This is a genomic window from Bacillus sp. TH50, from assembly GCF_016650565.1.
In the GTDB taxonomy this organism is placed as follows: Bacteria; Bacillota; Bacilli; order Bacillales; family Bacillaceae_G; genus Bacillus_A; species Bacillus_A mycoides.
The window spans coordinates 573,321-591,543 of record NZ_JAEKFM010000003.1 but is presented as its reverse complement, the minus strand read 5'-3'; the positions used below and the strand labels follow the sequence as shown (position 1 = coordinate 591,543).

Annotated in this window: 19 protein-coding genes; 15 read left to right on the top strand and 4 right to left on the bottom strand. The window is 35.4% G+C overall.

Translation table 11 applies throughout. The features are described 5' to 3' along the window. Positions 1–241: 241 nt before the first annotated feature. Positions 242–1,596 (bottom strand): IS3 family transposase gene (locus tag JFU23_RS03145; RefSeq protein WP_157404958.1). Its coding sequence is split into 2 segments (ribosomal slippage): positions 242–1,143 and positions 1,143–1,596, totalling 1,356 coding nucleotides; the frame shifts between segments, so codons are not numbered across the junction. 387 nt (positions 1,597–1,983) lie between these two features. Here JFU23_RS03145 and JFU23_RS03140 point away from each other — a divergent pair. Then, complete coding sequence (locus tag JFU23_RS03140) at positions 1,984–2,265, top strand: YolD-like family protein (protein ID WP_113709907.1); 282 nt, start codon at positions 1,984–1,986, stop codon at positions 2,263–2,265. Positions 2,266–2,395: 130 nt separating this feature from the next. Continuing rightward, complete coding sequence (ppsA, locus tag JFU23_RS03135; protein WP_201031344.1) at positions 2,396–5,002, top strand: phosphoenolpyruvate synthase; 2,607 nt, start codon at positions 2,396–2,398, stop codon at positions 5,000–5,002. Between the two features lie 55 nt (positions 5,003–5,057). Here the strand turns inward: ppsA and JFU23_RS03130 are convergent, their stop codons facing one another. Further along, positions 5,058–5,675 (bottom strand): TetR/AcrR family transcriptional regulator, encoded by a 618-nt coding sequence (locus JFU23_RS03130; protein ID WP_002084688.1) that lies wholly within the window; start codon positions 5,673–5,675, stop codon positions 5,058–5,060. 170 nt (positions 5,676–5,845) lie between these two features. Between JFU23_RS03130 and JFU23_RS03125 the strand changes: the two genes are divergently transcribed. The 4 genes from JFU23_RS03125 to JFU23_RS03110 all read left to right on the top strand — a co-directional run bounded on the left by JFU23_RS03125 (position 5,846) and on the right by JFU23_RS03110 (position 10,003). Further along, positions 5,846–7,027 carry a YhgE/Pip domain-containing protein gene (locus JFU23_RS03125; RefSeq protein WP_201031343.1) on the top strand — a complete coding sequence of 394 codons (1,182 nt, stop codon included), beginning with the start codon at positions 5,846–5,848 and terminating at the stop codon, positions 7,025–7,027. Positions 7,028–7,185: 158 nt separating this feature from the next. Beyond that, positions 7,186–7,647, top strand: a complete 462-nt coding sequence (locus tag JFU23_RS03120) for a DUF2691 family protein (protein ID WP_201031342.1) — start codon at positions 7,186–7,188, stop codon at positions 7,645–7,647. A 23-nt stretch (positions 7,648–7,670) separates the two neighbouring features. Continuing rightward, positions 7,671–8,549 (top strand): aminoglycoside phosphotransferase family protein, encoded by an 879-nt coding sequence (locus JFU23_RS03115; protein WP_201031341.1) that lies wholly within the window; start codon positions 7,671–7,673, stop codon positions 8,547–8,549. 125 nt (positions 8,550–8,674) lie between these two features. Beyond that, a complete protein-coding gene (locus JFU23_RS03110; protein ID WP_201031340.1) occupies positions 8,675–10,003 on the top strand; it encodes a YjiH family protein in 1,329 nt (442 codons plus the stop codon). Between the two features lie 78 nt (positions 10,004–10,081). Here the strand turns inward: JFU23_RS03110 and JFU23_RS03105 are convergent, their stop codons facing one another. Continuing rightward, entirely contained in the window at positions 10,082–10,468 is a 387-nt protein-coding gene (locus JFU23_RS03105) for an MFS transporter (RefSeq protein ID WP_242483479.1), read from the bottom strand. Between the two features lie 463 nt (positions 10,469–10,931). Here JFU23_RS03105 and JFU23_RS03100 point away from each other — a divergent pair, with 463 nt between their 5' ends. From JFU23_RS03100 to JFU23_RS03075, 6 genes are all read left to right on the top strand, one after another. Next, positions 10,932–11,276: an ArsR/SmtB family transcription factor gene (locus JFU23_RS03100; RefSeq protein WP_201031339.1), complete on the top strand. Its 345-nt coding sequence runs from the start codon at positions 10,932–10,934 to the stop codon at positions 11,274–11,276. 29 nt (positions 11,277–11,305) lie between these two features. Then, positions 11,306–11,821, top strand: coding sequence for an SRPBCC domain-containing protein (locus tag JFU23_RS03095; RefSeq protein WP_002013656.1), 516 nt, complete (start codon positions 11,306–11,308; stop codon positions 11,819–11,821). Positions 11,822–11,847: 26 nt separating this feature from the next. Continuing rightward, on the top strand, positions 11,848–12,228 hold the full coding sequence (locus tag JFU23_RS03090) for a VOC family protein (protein ID WP_201031338.1): 381 nt from the start codon (positions 11,848–11,850) through the stop codon (positions 12,226–12,228). Positions 12,229–12,388: 160 nt separating this feature from the next. Further along, a complete protein-coding gene (locus JFU23_RS03085; protein ID WP_201031337.1) occupies positions 12,389–12,976 on the top strand; it encodes a GNAT family N-acetyltransferase in 588 nt (195 codons plus the stop codon). 322 nt (positions 12,977–13,298) lie between these two features. Next, on the top strand, positions 13,299–13,931 hold the full coding sequence (locus JFU23_RS03080; protein ID WP_201031336.1) for a YdcF family protein: 633 nt from the start codon (positions 13,299–13,301) through the stop codon (positions 13,929–13,931). A 154-nt stretch (positions 13,932–14,085) separates the two neighbouring features. Further along, complete coding sequence (locus JFU23_RS03075) at positions 14,086–15,234, top strand: acyl-CoA dehydrogenase family protein (RefSeq protein WP_201031335.1); 1,149 nt, start codon at positions 14,086–14,088, stop codon at positions 15,232–15,234. A gap of 164 nt (positions 15,235–15,398) precedes the next feature. Here the strand turns inward: JFU23_RS03075 and JFU23_RS03070 are convergent, their stop codons facing one another. After that, positions 15,399–15,869 carry a hypothetical protein gene (locus JFU23_RS03070; protein WP_201031334.1) on the bottom strand — a complete coding sequence of 157 codons (471 nt, stop codon included), beginning with the start codon at positions 15,867–15,869 and terminating at the stop codon, positions 15,399–15,401. 187 nt (positions 15,870–16,056) lie between these two features. On the opposite strand from JFU23_RS03070, the gene JFU23_RS03065 reads away from it, so the two are divergent. From JFU23_RS03065 to JFU23_RS03055, 3 genes are all read left to right on the top strand, one after another. After that, a complete protein-coding gene (locus tag JFU23_RS03065) occupies positions 16,057–16,734 on the top strand; it encodes a copper homeostasis protein CutC (protein WP_201031333.1) in 678 nt (225 codons plus the stop codon). A 23-nt stretch (positions 16,735–16,757) separates the two neighbouring features. Next, positions 16,758–17,309, top strand: a complete 552-nt coding sequence (gene lepB / locus JFU23_RS03060; RefSeq protein ID WP_002013664.1) for a signal peptidase I — start codon at positions 16,758–16,760, stop codon at positions 17,307–17,309. Positions 17,310–17,466: 157 nt separating this feature from the next. After that, positions 17,467–18,219, top strand: coding sequence for an IclR family transcriptional regulator (locus JFU23_RS03055; RefSeq protein ID WP_002137090.1), 753 nt, complete (start codon positions 17,467–17,469; stop codon positions 18,217–18,219). Positions 18,220–18,223 lie beyond the last annotated feature (4 nt).

Here is an 18,223-nt window from a genome sequence, read left to right as displayed (position 1 = left end):
ATAGGGGATTTGGAAGAGCGATTAAAGAAATACCAAAATAGATATTGGGTAGCAGAAGATTATTATTAAAAAAGCAACAGCCTTTAGAATTTGCTCATTACGTTCAACAACTAGAGGGGGCTAATTAATAATTATTCGCTATTCTAAAGAATAACCGTATTCAAATTTCATTATTTAATGCTTACAAAAAGAGCACTAAAAATCATGAAGTGACCCCTAAAAGTTAGACACGGTTATTTCATTAGGCTACTTGATCCAAATGAGTCCGGTATTGTACCGGGCTCATTTTTAATTTTGCCTTAATCCGTTTCTTATTATAATAATCTATATATTTTTCTAATTCTATTTTAAAATGCTCTATGCATTCAAATTCTTTTATATAGAGGAACTCCGACTTCATAATCCCAAAGAAATTCTCTATTACTGCGTTGTCGTAACAGTTTCCTTTTCGAGACATACTCTGTACGATAGCTCTTGATTCAAGTGTACGGACGTACTGTCTCATTTGATAATGCCATCCTTGATCCGAATGCATCAGTAGCTGGTGGTTTTCAGGTAAACGTTCTAATGCTTTCTCTAACATCTCTGAAACAAGTGAATACGCCGGTCTAGAACCAATTGTATAGGTAATAATCTCACCATTATACAAGTCTAATACAGGTGATACATACAGTTTTTCTCCAAATAATTTAAACTCTGTGATGTCTGTTACCCATTTTTGATTCGGTGCATCTGCATAAAAATTACGCTCTAAAATATTGGGTGCAATTTTACCGACTTTCCCTTTATAGGATTTATATTTCTTCATACGCACAACACACTTTAATCCAAGCTCTTTCATAATACGTTGCACCTTTTTGTGATTCACTTTCTGACCACGATTCGCTAACTCATCACGAATGCGACGGTAGCCATAACGACCTTCATTCTCCTCATAAATCACTTTAATCTCAGCTTTCAAATCGGCATCTACATCTGGGCGATTCATTTTCTTTACTAAATCATAATACGTGCTTCGTGGAATAGTAGCTAACTCCACGAGTGCCTTCACCGAATATTTATGCCTTAATTCATAGACTACTTGCGCTTTGTCTTGTTTAGTGACTTTTCCTTGTTTTGAACTAAGGCATTCAACTTTTTTAAGTACTCATTTTCCATTTCAAGCTGTTTAATACGTGCTTCAAGTGCTTCGACTGACCCTTCAGCTAAAGCTTGTTTTACTTGTTTATTTGACTCTTTTTTCATAGATGGACGCCCCTTTTTTTTAGATTGAAGGGCATCAATTCCTTGTGTTTCGAGTTGTTTTTTCCAAACAGAAATCGTTGAAGGGGCAGGAATGTTAAAGATAGCTGCCGTCTCAAATAAGGACATACCGTTTTCAATCATAAAGTTTAGTACGTCTAGTTTAAATTGTTGTGTGTAATTTGTACATCGTTTTAGAAAAGCTTCCACACCATTCTGCTTATATTGGTTTACCCAATTCAGAATGATTGTGCCACTTATACCGATCGCTCTACCCATTTCTCGATAACTTTCATTTCCGTTCAAATAACGTAGAACGATTTGTATTTTTTCATCAGCTGTAAATTTAGCCATAGAAAAACTGCACCTCCAATTGTTAGACTGTGTCTAACAATTGGGGTGCAGTTCATCAGTGCTCTTTTTTATATTTAATTGGGGGTCTCATCGCATGTCTATCAAGCTAATATTTTGAAGTATCCCAAAACGAAAATTTTATATTACTACAACAGTTATTTATGAGAATTTAGGTCATTTTTTTCGTTCTGGGGAATAATGAATTTCTTAGCTTGATGGTGATGGGGTAATACCCCAATAGGGAGAATATTGTATTAGGGGGAGGAATTTGACGTGTGTTATTTATGAGAGGCTCATTGTACATATACATGTGTACAATGATTGGGACATTCATATTTCTAGAAAACTTGAAAAAATGTCTTGATAAAATGGCAACCGTTTGCTAGTATGCCAGAGCAGTTCGTCTGCATTAAAGAAATGATACAGGAGCAAACGAAAGTCCCGCGTCCAATTTTAACGCAAGATGCAAAAGAAAGGATTGAAAATAAGCTGTTAATTTCATATTTAGGTGAAGAAGAGGTTTTACTTACATATTATAAAGAGGGCTATCTATATAAAAATTACATAACAGTAGCTGATATAAATCCATTAAATAAGACGATTACTTGTACCGATGCTTTTCATAATCAAAGGATGTTTAAGTTTGTTGATGTAATTGAAGTGAATTAGAGGGGGAGAAATAAAAAATCATCTCTTCCTAACTTAATTATATCATGTAAATCAAGTTCGAAATAGACTGTTTATTCTCATTTACTACTGCTACAATCAAGAACACACACATAGTAAGGAGAGATGTTACATGAGTTCTTTCGTTCTCGATTTTCAGGAAATAGAAAAAACGCAGCTTTCACTTGTTGGCGGAAAAGGATTGAATTTAGGGGCATTATCAAACATTCAAGGTATACAAGTGCCAGAAGGTTTTTGTGTTACAACGGTAGGGTATGAAAAGGCCATCGAGCAAAATGACGAGCTTCAAACTTTGTTGCAGCAGCTAACAAAGTTGAAAATGGAAGAGCGATCCCAAATTGGTGGAATTAGTAAGAAGATTAGAGACGTCATTATGGCAGTAGAAATCCCTTCTGAAGTAGTGGAAGCGGTAGCTCATTATCTCTCACGTTTTGGAAATGAACATGCGTATGCCGTGCGTTCTAGTGCTACGGCTGAAGATTTACCGTATGCCTCATTTGCTGGTCAACAAGATACGTATTTAAATATTATCGGAGAAGAAGCGATTTTGCAGCATGTAAGAAAGTGCGGGGCTTCTTTATTTACAGAGCGGGCAGTTATGTACCGCATGCAAAATGATTTTGAACATAATCAAGTTTCTATATGTGTTGTCGTTCAAAAAATGGTTTTCCCTGAGGCTTCGGGCATTTTATTTACTGCTGATCCGGTTACTTCTAACCGAAAGGTAGTATCAATCGATGCCAGTTTTGGACTTGGTGAGGCATTAGTATCAGGACTGGTCTCTGCCGATAATTATAAAGTAAAAGAAGGCAAAATTACCGGAAAGATGATAGCAACTAAAAAATTAGCTATTTATGCTTTAAAAGATGGCGGAACGGAGACGAAACAGATTGATCCGGCTCAGCAAAAGCTTCAAACATTGTCTGAACAACAAATATTACAACTAGCACAGATTGGAAGACAGATTGAAGCTTATTTTGGTTGTCCGCAAGATATTGAATGGTGTTTAGTGGATGATACATTTTATATTGTCCAAAGTCGCCCAATCACGACTTTATATCCAATACCAGAAGTAAATGATGGGGAAAATCATGTGTATGTATCGGTTGGTCACCAGCAAATGATGACCGATCCCTTGAAGCCATTAGGAATGTCTTTATTCCAGTTAACATCTTTTGGACAGAGGTTTCAAGCTGGAGGAAGGTTGTTTGTTGATGTTGCACAAAGATTGGCTTCGCCTACTAGTAGAGAACTTTTATTAAATATGATAGGGAATTCGGAACCGCTTATTAAAGATGCATTAACAACTGTAGTCGAGCGAGATGATTTTATTACATTGTTACCAGATGATGAAAAAGAAAAGAGTGTTGGTAAAAGTGGACCACCTGCAAGTTCACAACCAAAAATCGAAAACAATCCAGCGATCGTTACGGATTTAATAAAGATGAATCAAGCATCAATCGAAGAGTTAAAACGAAAAATGCAAACGAAATCAGGGGTGGATGTACTTGATTTTATTTTGGAAGATATGCAGCAATTAAAGAAAATATTATTTCATCCGCAAAGTATGGCTGTCATTATGGCAGGTATGGATGCTTCAACATGGATCAATGAAAAAATGGAGCAATGGCTAGGCGAAAAGAATGCAGCAGACACACTTTCACAATCTGTACAAAATAATATTACGTCGGAAATGGGGCTAGCATTACTCGATGTTGCAGATATGATTCGGCCATATCCAGAAGTTATTGCGTATTTACAACATGTAGAAAATGATAACTTTTTAGATGAATTAGTTCAATTTAAAGGCGGAGAAAAAGCTCGAGATGCCATTCAAACTTTTCTAAATAAATACGGAATGAGATGTAGCGGAGAAATCGATATTACAAAAACACGCTGGAGTGAAAAGCCAACAATCATTATCCCAATGATTTTAAATAATATAAGAGACTTTGAAGCTGGCGCTAGTAAACGGAAGTTTGAAGAAGGGTTGCAAGAAGCTTTGAAAAAAGAAGAGGAGTTAGTAGATCGATTGCAGCATTTGCCGGATGGTAAACAAAAAATAGAAGAGACGAAGCGAATGATTCGTAACATCCGGAATTTTATCGGTTATCGTGAATATCCAAAATACGGTATGATTAATCGCTATTTCATATATAAGCAGGCAATATTGAAAGAAGCCGAGCAACTCGTGCAAAATAAAGTTATTGATGAAGTAGAAGATATATACTATCTAACTTTTGAAGAACTTCATGAAGTTGTCCTTACGAATAAACTAGATTACGAGCTTATTCATAAACAAAAAAATGATTACAAATTATATGAAAAACTAACGCCTCCACGTGTAATGACGTCTGATGGAGAAATCATTACAGGTAAATATAAACGAGAAAATCTTCCGGCTGACGCGATTGTAGGTTTGCCTGTTTCTTCAGGAGTGATTGAGGGGAGAGCACGCGTTATTTTAAATATGGAAGAAGCGAATTTAGAAGAGGGAGATATATTAGTTACTGCTTTTACTGATCCTGGCTGGACACCATTGTTTGTGTCTATAAAAGGGTTAGTCACTGAAGTTGGTGGGCTCATGACACACGGAGCAGTTATTGCACGTGAATATGGATTACCAGCAGTCGTCGGGGTAGAGAATGCTACGAAATTAATAAAAGACGGACAACGAATTCGGGTACATGGAACAGAAGGCTATATTGAAGTGTTGTAATGAAATAAAAGATCATCCGCTATTATAGTGGATGATCTTTTATTATATAGCGGACTTATTTCTTTAAACCAGCTGCATAAAAAGGTCCATGAACTGCGATTGTTGATAAAATACGAGCAATCTCCTCAGGTGTTTCTTTTTGTCCATTATTTAACCATTGTTGAATGACACCTATATGAGCAGATGCCATATAAGAAGCTAAGTATTGGCTTGGGACAAGTAAATTCTCCTTATTAATGAGAGGACCATTCGTATCTTCAAATAGTGTTTTCCACATAAAGTCTTTCAGTTTCGTTTGGAAAGATAAATCTCCTTTTGGGCTTAGTACAGCTTTCATAAAATCACTATTTTCATTTAGAAATTCAAGAATAGAAGCGATAAGTATAAATGGCATTGTTGGGGAAGGGCTTGATCCAAGATCAGCAATAACTTCCGGTAATCTCTGTTTAGCAATACTAGAAAATTCATACATAATTTCTTCTTGGCATTTTGTCATTAAATCAAATTTATCTTGGTAATGTGTATAAAATGTACCACGATTTATGTTTGCTTTCGTAGTAATATCTTTCACTGTTATGGCGTCAAAACCTTTTTCCTCAATTAATTCCACTAATGCATTTCGTATGGCAGTTTTCGTACGAATAACACGTAAATCTAAATTACTATCGCGCAAAGTATGTCCCTCCTTAATTTTAGCCAACACATTTCAAGGATGTGTCTTATAACCGACACATTCACGATTTTTGATTATTGTATAAGGTTCAACTCGAACATATAATTCAAATATAAATAAACAACACGTTGTTGGTTATTATAAATCAAATTAAAGGAGGAGAAAAGAAAATGTTTAAAAACAAACTTTTATTGTTATCTCCAGTTATTGCACTACTTGTTGTTTTTATTTTTTCATTAACATTATTTCCAACCGTTCAACCTAAGCCGAAAAACTTACCAATCGCAATTGTAAATGAGGATCAAGGAGTAGAAATTCCGAATCAACCGAAGATGAATATGGGGCAAACGATTGTTGATAATATGAAAAAGACATCAAAATCAGAGGAAGAACCTGCGGTAAAGTGGGTAGAAGTGCAAAATAAAGAAGCAGTTCAAAAAGGCTTAAATAATCAAGAATATTATGCAGCATTGGTTATTACGAAAGACTTTAGCACAAAACAAGCATCGTTACGAACACCACAGCCATCTTCGCCAGAGGTAGAAATATTCATCAATCAAGGAATGAATACAGCAGCATCAACTATGGCAGGACAAATGTTAAATGCGATCGTTGATAATATGAACAATACTGTTCGTACACAACTATTAGAAGGATTGAAAGCAAAAGGAGCTACATTAACAGCAGACCAAGTTTCAAATGTAGTAACACCTATTACGAAGAAAGTGACAAATGTGAATGAAATCGGCAAAAATAGTGCGAACGGTAACTCGCCAATGTCTTTATTCCAGCCGTTATGGATTGCAAGTTTAGCGAGCTCAGCAATTATCTTTATTGCGATAAGTAAAATGCCAGTAGGTACAAGAAAAGAAAACTTTGTATTAAAACTAAAACAAATAGTAACAGGAGCAATTGCTACACTTGTAATTGGATTTGGTCTTACATGGATTGCGGATGGAATGGTAGGATTAAATATCCCGAATTTCACGGATACGGCTCTGTTCTTATCCATTACTTCTTTTTGTTTCTTCTTAATGATTTCTGCGGTGCTTTCATTAGTTGGACTAAAGGGTATAGGTATATTCGCTCTATTACTTTTCTTTGGGGCACCGCTATTAGCATTAGCGCCTGAAATGATGTCACCATTTTATCAAGATTGGGTGTACGCATGGTTGCCAATGCGATTTATGATTGAAGGGCTTAGAGAAATATTCTTCTTTGGAAAAGGATTAGCTTGGAATACTCCTCTTACTGTACTCGTTTGGATTGGTGTAGTAAGTATGGTTATCATACTTGGAACAGCTTTAAAGCGTAATGTAGGAAAGGAACATAAAACGGAAGTAAATGCTTAAAAAATAGTCGAGGAAAAACCGTTTCACTAGTAGTGGAGCGGTTTTTTGTGAGGAATTACAAGGAAGGTTATATAGTAAATATATATAAGATGTAGTAATTACTTACGTTATATAATGTATTAAACAGAACAGAAAATATAAAAGAAAGGAGCAAACAAATGAAAAGAGGAATTACAGTAGATATTCCAAATGAATATGATAATCTACTTTGGAAAGTGTTAAAGCCGATTGATATTTCTCCATTTGATTGGTGGGTGGGGAGTGAGGAGTCCTACTTAGTAGCACGTGGTGGATTGGATGAGGCATTATTTCCAGAAGAACCAAGTATAGTGGAAGGATCAGATTTGAAAAGATTATTTAAAGACAATATATATTATGTTATTTTTGCAGATTTAAAAGCGTATCCAAAAGGAGAGGAAGTAGTAGATATTGAAACATATGAAGAATTTAAAGAGAGTAAGTGTGAATTAGTTTTACTAGTTGCGGATTGTACATACGTCACAGTTTACGCTAAAGACCAAGAAGCGATTGAATTGATGTATGAAAACGCAATTGATCAAGGGTTTTATGTTGAATATGTTACAGACGAAAATGACGGTAGAACGCGTTTATCCGTGTGATAGGTATATAAAGGGGGAAGTAAATGAATTATATTAATGCTGATTTAGTTAAAAGGTTAATAAGGGCACAATTTCCAGAATGGGCACATTTAGAAGTGAAACCTGTAAAATTTAGCGGTCATGATAATAGAACGTTTCACCTAGGGGATGAGATGAGTGTAAGATTGCCAAGTGATGCAGCATATGCACCGCAAGTAGAGAAAGAAAATAAGTGGTTACCTATATTAAGTAAGGAGCTTTCTTTACCGATTTCTACACCACTTGCGAAAGGAAATCCATCTGAATCGTATCCATGGCCTTGGTCTATTAATAAGTGGATAGAGGGGGAAACGGTTACGAAACAAAATGTCCGTGACTTAAATGAATTTGCGGTGGACTTAGGAGCATTTTTAATAGAGTTACAATCAATTGATGCGAGTAACGGGCCATTAGCTGGAGAACATAATTTTTACCGAGGCGGGCTTATATCTGTATACGATGAAGAAACGAGAGTGGCTATTGAAAATAATAAGGATGTTTTTGATGAGACATTGTTAAAGCATCTTTGGGATTTAGCACTTAGGTCAACATGGGATCGCAAACCAGTTTGGGTTCATGGAGATGTAGCGCCAGGTAACTTACTTGTTAAAGAAGGAAAACTTTGTGCCGTAATTGATTTTGGTATTTTAGGAGTAGGAGATCCGGCTTGTGATGCAGCGATGGCATGGACATTTTTTGATAAGAATAGTAGAAACGTATTTAAAGAAGTATTGCGCATAGATGAAGGAACGTGGAATAGAGCGAGAGGATGGGCACTTTGGAAGGCGTTAATTACATATGATGCGAATAAGACTAGTAATAAGATAGTGGCAGAAGAATCTTATCGTGTAATTCAAGTAATTGTGGATGATTATAAGAGGTAATAGAAAAAGCTTATTTTGATTGTATATTTCAAAATAGGCTTTTTTGCATGATTAAATATTCAGAATTAAAAGAAGGGATCTGGCGTTATTATACATAATATTTAGATAATTGGAGGTGTCGAATTTTGAATGAAATTGAATTAAAAAGTAATGTAATTAAGACAGGGCGAGAGAGGGGGATTATACTTCGGTTTATACTCGCAAGTTTAGTAGGTGTGTTTATGTTTTTCGTACCAGTTACGATAAAAGGTGCTTCGTCTATTATGATTGATCATATCGTATCGTGGATAAGAGCTATGGTTCCTTCGGTAGTACCTTATTATGCACTGCTTGTTATGGTAATTGGTGCGATTTATCCATTTTATACGAAGAAGTGGAATGCATCTATCGTAGACATTTGTTTTTCTTTATTAAAAGTAGTTGGTGTTGTTTTTGGTATATTATATTGTTTGAAAATAGGGCCAGATTGGTTCTTTGCGCCAGATGTTGGACCGTTTTTGTATGAGAAGTTAGTTATATCAGTAAGTTTACTCGTACCAATTGGTTCGGCATTTTTAGCGTTATTAGTCGGGTACGGATTACTTGAATTTATCGGTACGTTTTGCCGTTCAATTATGAGACCTTTATGGAAAACACCAGGACGGTCAGCAATTGATGCGGTCGCTTCCTTTGTGGGGAGTTATTCGCTTGCACTTCTTATTACGAATCGAGTGTACAAAGAAGGAAAGTATACGACGAAAGAAGCAGCAATTATCGCTACAGGTTTTTCTACAGTATCTGCAACATTTATGATCATCATCGCAAAAACATTAGACATTATGCATTTATGGAATGTTTATTTTTGGACTACTCTTGTTGTAACATTCATCGTGACCGCTATCACCGTAAGAATCCCGCCTCTTAGTAGAAAACCAGATACATATATTACGAAAGAAGGGTTCCCAGAGCCCGTTTATAAAGAGAAAATGTTAGAGCGAGCTTGGGAAGATGCATTAGAAGTATCGAAATCTGCGCCAAGTATTATGAAAAATATCGCAGTGAATTTAAAAGATGGATTTATAATGACGATGGGGATTTTACCATCTATTATGTCAGTAGGATTAATTGGTATCGTCTTGGCAAAGTTTACGCCAATATTTGATTGGATTAGTTATATTTTCTATCCATTTACATGGTTACTGCAGCTTCCAGAAGCGGAACTAGCTGCAAAAGCAGCATCAGTTGGTATTGCAGAAATGTTTTTACCTTCTCTTTTAGTTGTAAGTGCACCACTCGTGACAAAGTTTGTTATTGCGGTTGTTTCGGTATCATCTATTTTGTTTTTCTCCGCTTCAATTCCTTGTATATTATCAACAGATATTCCGTTAAAAGTATCTGAGCTTATTATTCTATATGTGCAAAGAACGATTTTAACGTTGCTTATTATTACGCCGATTGCTTATTTGTTGCTTTAAAAATGTAGCCTTAAGTTTCTGAAGTTATGCCATTTTCCGATTATTCAAATCAGAAAATGGCATAACTTTAATTATGTTCTATAGTAACTCCAGCTGTTTTTTCATAAATAACGTATGAGCTAAGTAAATAATCATACCAATACTTGTGATTAAAACTCCTGCGAGTAGAAAAACTCCGCTTACTTTTATCCATAGGGCTAAAAGTGAACCTAATGTAGGTGAAATCACCATAGCGCCGTGCACCATTGTATTTGCGGTACTAGTTACTCTTCCCATTAATCTTGCAGGGGTTTGAAGTTGAAGTAAGTAACTATAGCATACAGAGGTAGAAGCGATAAATATACCAATAAAAAACCAAATGATTAACGATAAAAATAAATTACTCGATAAAAAGCCGAACCCTCCAAGTCCAGTAAGGATCAACATTCCTCCAAGTAATATAGCTGAACCGTTTAAGATATTCATTTTGTTTACTGTATTTCCCTATTTTCCAATGGTTATAGCTCTGACTAAAGCGTCTAACCCAACGATACTTATAAAGATTCCAAACAAACTATCACGTATGTCCATTTCTTTTGCCAATAAAACAACTAAACTATCAAATAAAAAGATGACAAAAAATACTGTAGCGTTAAATAGTATTAAAAGTGTTAAAACTTTCTTGGGCCAAATAAAAATAAAGCCTTCGCGGAAATCGTTCCAAAACCCACTGACTAAAGTATCGCTTTATCGTAAAACATAGGTCTATGAAATGTTTTTAATCCATTTTTATTTTTAAGTAACGCCTACGTTTTGTATCAATTTAGTTTTTGAATATTCCTTGACAGGAATATTCCTGTTTGGTTATAATCGATTCAACAGAAAGATAATATTAGTGATGATATTGATGTGTTACAACCGGAGACCATCACTTTATGAGGTGAGTGATATGTCGGGAAAAATTCCGGGCGTGAATATGACGACGTTGAGCGCTTTATCTGAACCGAATCGTATGAACATTGTTGAACTCTTGCGTGACGGTCCCTTAACCGTTGGGGAAATTGCCGATCATCTAGGATTAAGGCAACCACAAACTTCGAAACACCTAAAAGTGTTAAGCGATGCAGGGATTGTGGAAGTGCAGGCTGAAGCTAATCGCCGGATTTACAAGCTCCGACCTGAGCCTTTCCAAGCACTTGATTGTTGGGTACAGTCATTTAAGCGTGTGATGGAAGAGAGATTCGATAATTTAGATGAGTATTTGAAGGAATTGCAAAACAAGGAAAAGTCATAAAATCAGTTCATATTTAAGGAGGAATTAACATGTCAAACAATACAATGGTATCAAGAGTAGAGAACGATCGGGTATTAGTACTGGAGCGCGTTTTCGATGCGCCGCGTGATCTTGTATTCAGTATGTTTAAAGAACCAGAGCATTTGAAACATTGGTGGGGACCAAGAGGTTGGGAAATTCCAGCATGCACTGTCGATTTCCGTCCGGGAGGCGTTTGGCACTACTGTATGAAGTGTGTCAATCAGAACTTGGAGCAATTTTTTGGTATGGAATCATGGGGAAAAGCAGTCTATAAAGAAATTATTGAGCCAGAGAAAATCGTCTACACTGATTACTTTTCAGATGCTGAAGGCAATGTAAATGATTCTATGCCGTCAACCGAGATGACATTGGAATTCATCGATTTAGGTGGAAAGACAAAGCTAATAAACCGTGCTGAATATGTTTCCGAAGAAGCCCTTAAGACCGTTATGGACATGGGCATGCTACAAGGTATCACCGAAACTTGGGATCGTTTGAACGAGCGATTAGAGTCGCTGAAATAGATTTTTGTAAGGGAGAGTTAAAATAGATGATTAATAATGTTGGTCAAATCATGTTGTATGTGAATAACCAAGATGAAGTGAAGGAATTCTGGACAGAAAAAGTAGGGTTTAGTGTCATTTCAGAGGAAGATAACGGTCAAGGAATGCGATGGATTGAAATTGCTCCAACTAAAGAAGCTGAAACAAGTATTATTCTCCATAATAAGGAGCTAATTGCTAAAATGCAGCCGGAGTTAAATCTTGGCACACCTTCTTTAATGTTCTTCTCAAAAGAATTCGATCGTTTATATAGTGATTTAGTATACAAAAACGTTACAGTCGGAGAAATTGTAAATATGCCTTCAGGTAGAATATTTAATTTTGCAGATAGCGAAAATAATTATTTTGCAGTAATGGAAAAGAAGTAAATTTCAATTCAATTTATGAGTGCGATGCTTGAATAAAAGGCATCGCACTTTTTATTTTAAAGATATATTTTATTCCTTGATATAAAAATAACCTTATGTTCTTATATAACGATATAACGGTAATAAAGTATGATATAGTTACAACAAAGGGGGCTTACAAATGGAAATTATTCACGAAAGAGCAAAGTTACGGTTAATGGATAGCGATGATGTCGAAAAAATGTTTTCAATCGTGGAAGGAAATCGAGATATTTGGGCGTATTTAATCTCTAAAATGGATACTGTTCAAGATATGCAGCAATATGTTCAAAAGGCGATAAAAGCTTATGGGGCAGGGAAGGATTTGCCATTTGTTGTTGTTGATCAAAAGACGAATGAAATAGTAGGGAGTACACGCTTATATAACATTTCAGTTGAAGATAAGACGGTGGAATTAGGGAAAACGTGGTATGACCCGAGTGTGCAACGTACGAGTATGAATACAGAATGTAAGTACATGTTATTACAATATGCTTTTGAAAAATTGCATATGCGGAGAGTACAAATTAAGACGGATGCACGAAATGAAAAAGCACAAAGAGCAATTGAAAGACTGGGCGCAGTAAAAGAGGGTGTGCTTAGAAACGAAAGAAAATTGCCGAGTGGACATGTTAGAGATGCAGTTGTATACAGTGTAATTGCAAGTGAATGGCCAGCTGTAAAGGAAAGATTATTAGAAAAATTAGAATCGTATAAAGAAAAACGATAATTCATATTAAGAAAGGTGTATTGATCGTCTAGTTGAAAAATATACCTTTTTTCTTACAAAACAGTTACTTCTTTTGTTTCATCATTCCATTATGATAAAAAATTCGTTACAATGTAGTTGTATGGTAATAAACTTATAAATTACACAAATGTAATGAAAACCGCAAACGAAAAATGAATTGATAATCCTCAATTTTAAATGAAAACCCTTTAATGCATATATATGATAAGAAAAATTCCTTCTTTTAAACAAATTCAAACAAAATGATTTGATATATACGTTTTTATATAGAAGTATGGATGATGTACGGAGGCAGTTATAAATGAAAGAAAATAAGAAAAGTAAGAAAAGAAGAACCTTGCAAGTATTCTTGCTTATGATTTGTTCTATTATTTTATATGTAAGTTATGCAGCTTACGATATTTGGAGTTATCGCTTTAAAACAGATGATGGTGTGAAGACAGATGCTGGTATCGTGCTGGGAGCAGCTTCATGGAACGGAAAACCATCTCCTGTATTTAAAGAAAGAATTAATCATGCAATTTCCTTATATAAGAACGGTAATATTAAAAAGATTATTTTCACAGGTGGTACAAAGTTTGAGGCAGAGCTTGAGGAAGCGCGTACTGCTAGAGTGTATGCACTGAAACATGGTGTAAAAGAAGAGGATATTCTAATTGAAACAAAATCCCTTTTCACAGAGGACAATTTAAAGAATGCAAAGCAAGTTGGAATAGAGAACGGAATACGCACATATACGATTGTGAGTGATCCACTTCATATGAAACGTGCAATGAAAATTGCAAAACATATTAAAATTGAAGCGTATGCATCACCAACTCCAACGTCAGCGTATAAAACGTTAGATACAGAAATCCCTTTCTTTTTTAAAGAATTATGCTCGTATATTGGATATGTAACCTCTTTGCCATTAAAGGCATTGAAAGGGGATTAATATAAGAAAAGAACCTATCCTTTTTATAGGAACTTTTCTTATTGTTCAAAAGCATTGTATTTTTATCGGAATAGTGAAACAATAGAGAAGTAACTTCATATAATCATAATGACAAAATGAACGGTTTATGAATCGAACATAAAGGAGATTATGTATGGCACTCTCATTTGTTGAAACAGAAGAACAATCTTTAGTTATTGAGAAAATAAATAAATTGATTCCGAAGTTCATGGAAAGGGAGCATCAACTAAGTGAATTAGGATCATTTCCGTATGAAAATATTAATAAGTTGAAAGATATCGGATATACGAAATTAACGTTGCCAAAAGAATTGGGAGGCAATGCGATTTCTTTATATGACTTCGTTTTATTTCAAGAGAAAATAGCAGAAGGCTGCGGTGCTACCGCATTATCAATTGGGTGGCACCTTGGCATTGTAAAGGAATTAGCTGAAAATCGTTCTTGGAATGAGGAAATGTTCACTTGGTTTTGTGAAGAAGTACGTAATGGTGCGCTTTTTAATAGAGCTGCAACAGAGCCGAATACAGGTAGTCCTACGCGCGGCGGGAAACCAGAGACGTTAGCTGTCAAAAAAGGTGAGAAGTGGATTATAAATGGAAGAAAAACGTTTACGACAATGGCACCAGTACTTGATTATTTTATCATTTCAGCAAGTATTGAAGGCCAGGAAGATATCGGAGAGTTTGTTATTCCAAAGAATACGCAAGGCGTGACCATTGAAGAAACGTGGGATAGCATCGCAATGCGAGGAACTGCGAGCCATGATCTCGTTTTACAAAATGTAGAGATACCAGATTGCTTTTTCACTGATATAAAGGGTTCAAAAGTTAAAGCTAAGGGTATTGGCTGGTTGCTACATATACCAGCATGTTATTTAGGAATTGCACAATCAGCAAGAAATTATGCAGTTCAGTTTGCGGTATCATACAAGCCAAACAGTTTAAATCATTCTATAAGTTTATTACCGAATGTTAGAAGGTTAGTTGGAGAATTAGAACTTGAGCTTATGCAAGCTCGTGTCTTTTTATATCAAATTGCGAAAAAATACGATGAGGCAGAAGATAAATTATCATTGCAAGCCGAACTAGCAGCTGCAAAATATGTTGTAACGAACGCGGCAATATCTATTGTAGATAAAGCAATGCGTATTGTCGGGGCGAAAAGTTTATCAGAAAAAAATCCGCTTCATCGTTACTATTTAAACGTAAGAGCAGGGCTGCACAATCCGCCGATGGATGATGTAACGCTGTCTATGTTAGCGGATGCGGCGTTTCGGTCGTAATGAAGAAATATAAAGTCTGTTCCGTTCAGGAACAGGCTTTTCGTTGTCGGTGAATCGTTGATATAATTCCATGTATTATGTCATTGTTCAAAGAAGAGGGAATTCTCGTTTTACAAAATAAAAAGGCTATCCTTTTGGTAAGAGGATAGCCTTTTTATTTTGTTCTATTGTGGCTGCACTTCAAGATTCATACTACTTTCAGAACAGTCTTGATTATGTGCAAATAATGAATACTCACCTGGTAAAGGATTGGCGATGAGTGAACGTAAAGGAAAGGATTCACTTTCATTTGGCTGTAACGTGTGTTTGACTAAACGATCTTCTTTGAATTTAATTGAATAGGTAAAACTGTTTGTACCAGTATTTTCAATCGTAATATGTAAGTCACCTTGGCCGCTAAAGTCAAAGTCTGTACCAGTATCGCCTCTGAATACAGTTGAGTTATTAAATGAAGATGAACGAAAGGTTTGAGTTTCTTCTTTATTGCTTGATGAAAGGGTAATAGTTTCTTTTTCTATACTTGAAGGTGAGGAAGCTAGTTTTGTAGTTTGCTTTGTTAATAAAGTAATCGCGCAAAGTGATGCAATTACAATAAATGAACTAGAGATAACGAACCGTTTTTTTGTAAGAATCATATATTCATCTCCTTTTATAGGGATATAAGAATGTGTAATTTTAAGAAAAACATAACATATATGATATTTATTATCAATTCAATAAATCTTTCTTTTCATTCTTCTTTTTATAGTTTTATAGTGGAATGCTATGTTTCTTATTTCACCTACTGTATAATAAGAAAAAAGTACGAAAAGAGGTTATCTCATGCTAGAGGTTATTGCAACTTGTTTAGAAGATGTGAAGCGAATTGAAAAGGCTGGTGGAAATCGAATTGAACTCATTTCATCATATACAGAAGGTGGTTTAACACCGAGTTATGCTTTTATAAAAAAAGCAGTAGAAGCAGTGCAAATACCAGTTCATGTTATGATTCGTCCGCATGCGAAGTCTTTTACATATACGGAAGAAGAAATCGAAATGATGAAAGAAGATATTGTAGTTGCTCAAAATCTTGGAGCTGCTGGTGTTGTATTAGGTGTATTAAACGTACAAAATGAAGTTGATGAAGAGAAATTAGTAGATTTATTATCTGTTGTAGATGGAATAAATGTAACGTATCATCGTGCGATAGATGATACAGAAAATCCAGTAGAAGCGATGAAAGCTTTGAAAAAATTCAATAAAGTTACTCACGTGTTAACTTCAGGCGGACAAGGAAATGTAGTAGATAATATTCCGGTGCTTCGAGAGATGCAGAAGGAAAGTGAAGGGAATATACAGCTTGTTGTCGGAAGCGGAGTAACGAAAAAGAATGTAAAACAATTGCTAGATGAAACTGGAATTTCTCAAGCTCATGTCGGTACAGCGGTAAGAGAAGGGAAATCATGTTTTTCTGAAATTGATCCTAATTTAGTACAAGAATTAGTTCAAATAATAAAATAAACACTTAAGAAAGAGGAGAAACGATGAAGGAAAATACGAAGAAAGAATTATTCTCATGGGCTAAAACGATAGGATTTACCCTTGTATTAATCGCTATTATTCGCGGTGTTTTATTTACACCTTCATTAGTACAAGGGGAATCGATGATGCCCACTTTAGAAAATAACGAACGAGTTCTCGTGAATAAGATTGGTTATAGTATAAGTGGATTAGACCGTTTTGACGTTATCGTCTTCCACGGAAAAGAAGGGTACGATTTAGTAAAACGAGTAATTGGTTTACCGGGTGATACAGTTGAGTATAAAGATGATGTTTTATATGTAAACGGAAAAGCGATGGAAGAACCGTATTTAAAAGAATTTAAAGAAAAGGCGTCTGGTCGTGTATTAACTCCTGATTTTACGTTAGAACAAATCACAGGGAAAACGAAAGTGCCAGAAGGCCAAGTGTTTGTTTTAGGAGATAATCGTGAAGTTTCTAAAGACGGTCGTATGTTTGGATTTATTTCAGAAGATGAAATTGTCGGAAAAGGACAAGCTGTTTTCTGGCCGTTGAAACAAGTGAGAGCGTTATAAAGTAAAGCGAAAGTATGGGAGAAATATTTTTCCATACTTTTTTTGTTTGTAAAAAAAATATTGATAGAATTGAAAGAATATTTTATAATTTTAAATTATATGTTTGTTTCGAAAAACGGAATTGAAGTTCCGAAATTCGGAACGAGAAGGAGATAGAATGAGTATAAATAAAACGGCAGTTAAGACAATGGATATTTTAGAGTTGTTTTATGAGCATGAGGAGCTAAGTTTGACAGAGATGGTTCAGCTTACGAATATGCCGAAAACATCTGTTTATCGTTTAATTGGCTCGTTAGAAGAAATGGACTTTTTACAAAAAACAGAAAAGGGCAAGTATCGTCTCGGAGTCGTTTTTTTACGATTTGGTCAACTTGTTTCACAAAGGTTATCCGTAAGAAATATTGCGATTCCTTATATGAAAGAGCTTAGAGATAGTTTAGGGCAAGCAGTAAATTTAATTATTCAAGATGGTAATGACGCGATTTATGTTGAGAAGATGGAAGGAGCTCAGCCAGTACGTGTTTATACGGCGGTTGGAAGAAGGGCTCCACTGTATGCGGGTGCATGTCCGAGAATTTTACTATCGTATTTTTCTGAGGAAGAGAAAAGAAAGTACATAGAGGAAACGGATTTAAAGCAGTTTGCAGATGGAACGATTGTGAATAAGGAGCATTTGTTAGAAGTATTACATATGGCAAAACAAGCTGGATATACAATTAGTTATTCTGAATTAGAAAATCATACAGCGGCTATAGCAGCTCCAATTTTTGCAAGTGATGGAACGGTTGTAGCCGGCATTAGTATTTCGGGATTAGCAATTGAGTATAGCGAAAGTAACATTTCATATTTTACTGCGAAAGTGAAAGAAACAGCATACCGCATTTCGAAAGAACTCGGCTTTTTGGCATAGAAAG

Coding starts and splice junctions, on each gene's coding strand:
- JFU23_RS03065 (WP_201031333.1), top strand. CDS start 16,057: ATGCTAGAGGTTATTGCAACTTGTTTAGAAGATGTGAAGCGAATTGAA.
- lepB (WP_002013664.1), top strand. CDS start 16,758: ATGAAGGAAAATACGAAGAAAGAATTATTCTCATGGGCTAAAACGATA.
- JFU23_RS03070 (WP_201031334.1), bottom strand. CDS start 15,869: ATGATTCTTACAAAAAAACGGTTCGTTATCTCTAGTTCATTTATTGTA.
- JFU23_RS03085 (WP_201031337.1), top strand. CDS start 12,389: ATGGAAATTATTCACGAAAGAGCAAAGTTACGGTTAATGGATAGCGAT.
- JFU23_RS03100 (WP_201031339.1), top strand. CDS start 10,932: ATGTCGGGAAAAATTCCGGGCGTGAATATGACGACGTTGAGCGCTTTA.
- JFU23_RS03105 (WP_242483479.1), bottom strand. CDS start 10,468: ATGAATATCTTAAACGGTTCAGCTATATTACTTGGAGGAATGTTGATC.
- JFU23_RS03075 (WP_201031335.1), top strand. CDS start 14,086: ATGGCACTCTCATTTGTTGAAACAGAAGAACAATCTTTAGTTATTGAG.
- JFU23_RS03080 (WP_201031336.1), top strand. CDS start 13,299: ATGAAAGAAAATAAGAAAAGTAAGAAAAGAAGAACCTTGCAAGTATTC.
- JFU23_RS03125 (WP_201031343.1), top strand. CDS start 5,846: ATGTTTAAAAACAAACTTTTATTGTTATCTCCAGTTATTGCACTACTT.
- JFU23_RS03090 (WP_201031338.1), top strand. CDS start 11,848: ATGATTAATAATGTTGGTCAAATCATGTTGTATGTGAATAACCAAGAT.
- JFU23_RS03055 (WP_002137090.1), top strand. CDS start 17,467: ATGAGTATAAATAAAACGGCAGTTAAGACAATGGATATTTTAGAGTTG.
- JFU23_RS03120 (WP_201031342.1), top strand. CDS start 7,186: ATGAAAAGAGGAATTACAGTAGATATTCCAAATGAATATGATAATCTA.
- ppsA (WP_201031344.1), top strand. CDS start 2,396: ATGAGTTCTTTCGTTCTCGATTTTCAGGAAATAGAAAAAACGCAGCTT.
- JFU23_RS03140 (WP_113709907.1), top strand. CDS start 1,984: ATGCCAGAGCAGTTCGTCTGCATTAAAGAAATGATACAGGAGCAAACG.
- JFU23_RS03095 (WP_002013656.1), top strand. CDS start 11,306: ATGTCAAACAATACAATGGTATCAAGAGTAGAGAACGATCGGGTATTA.
- JFU23_RS03115 (WP_201031341.1), top strand. CDS start 7,671: ATGAATTATATTAATGCTGATTTAGTTAAAAGGTTAATAAGGGCACAA.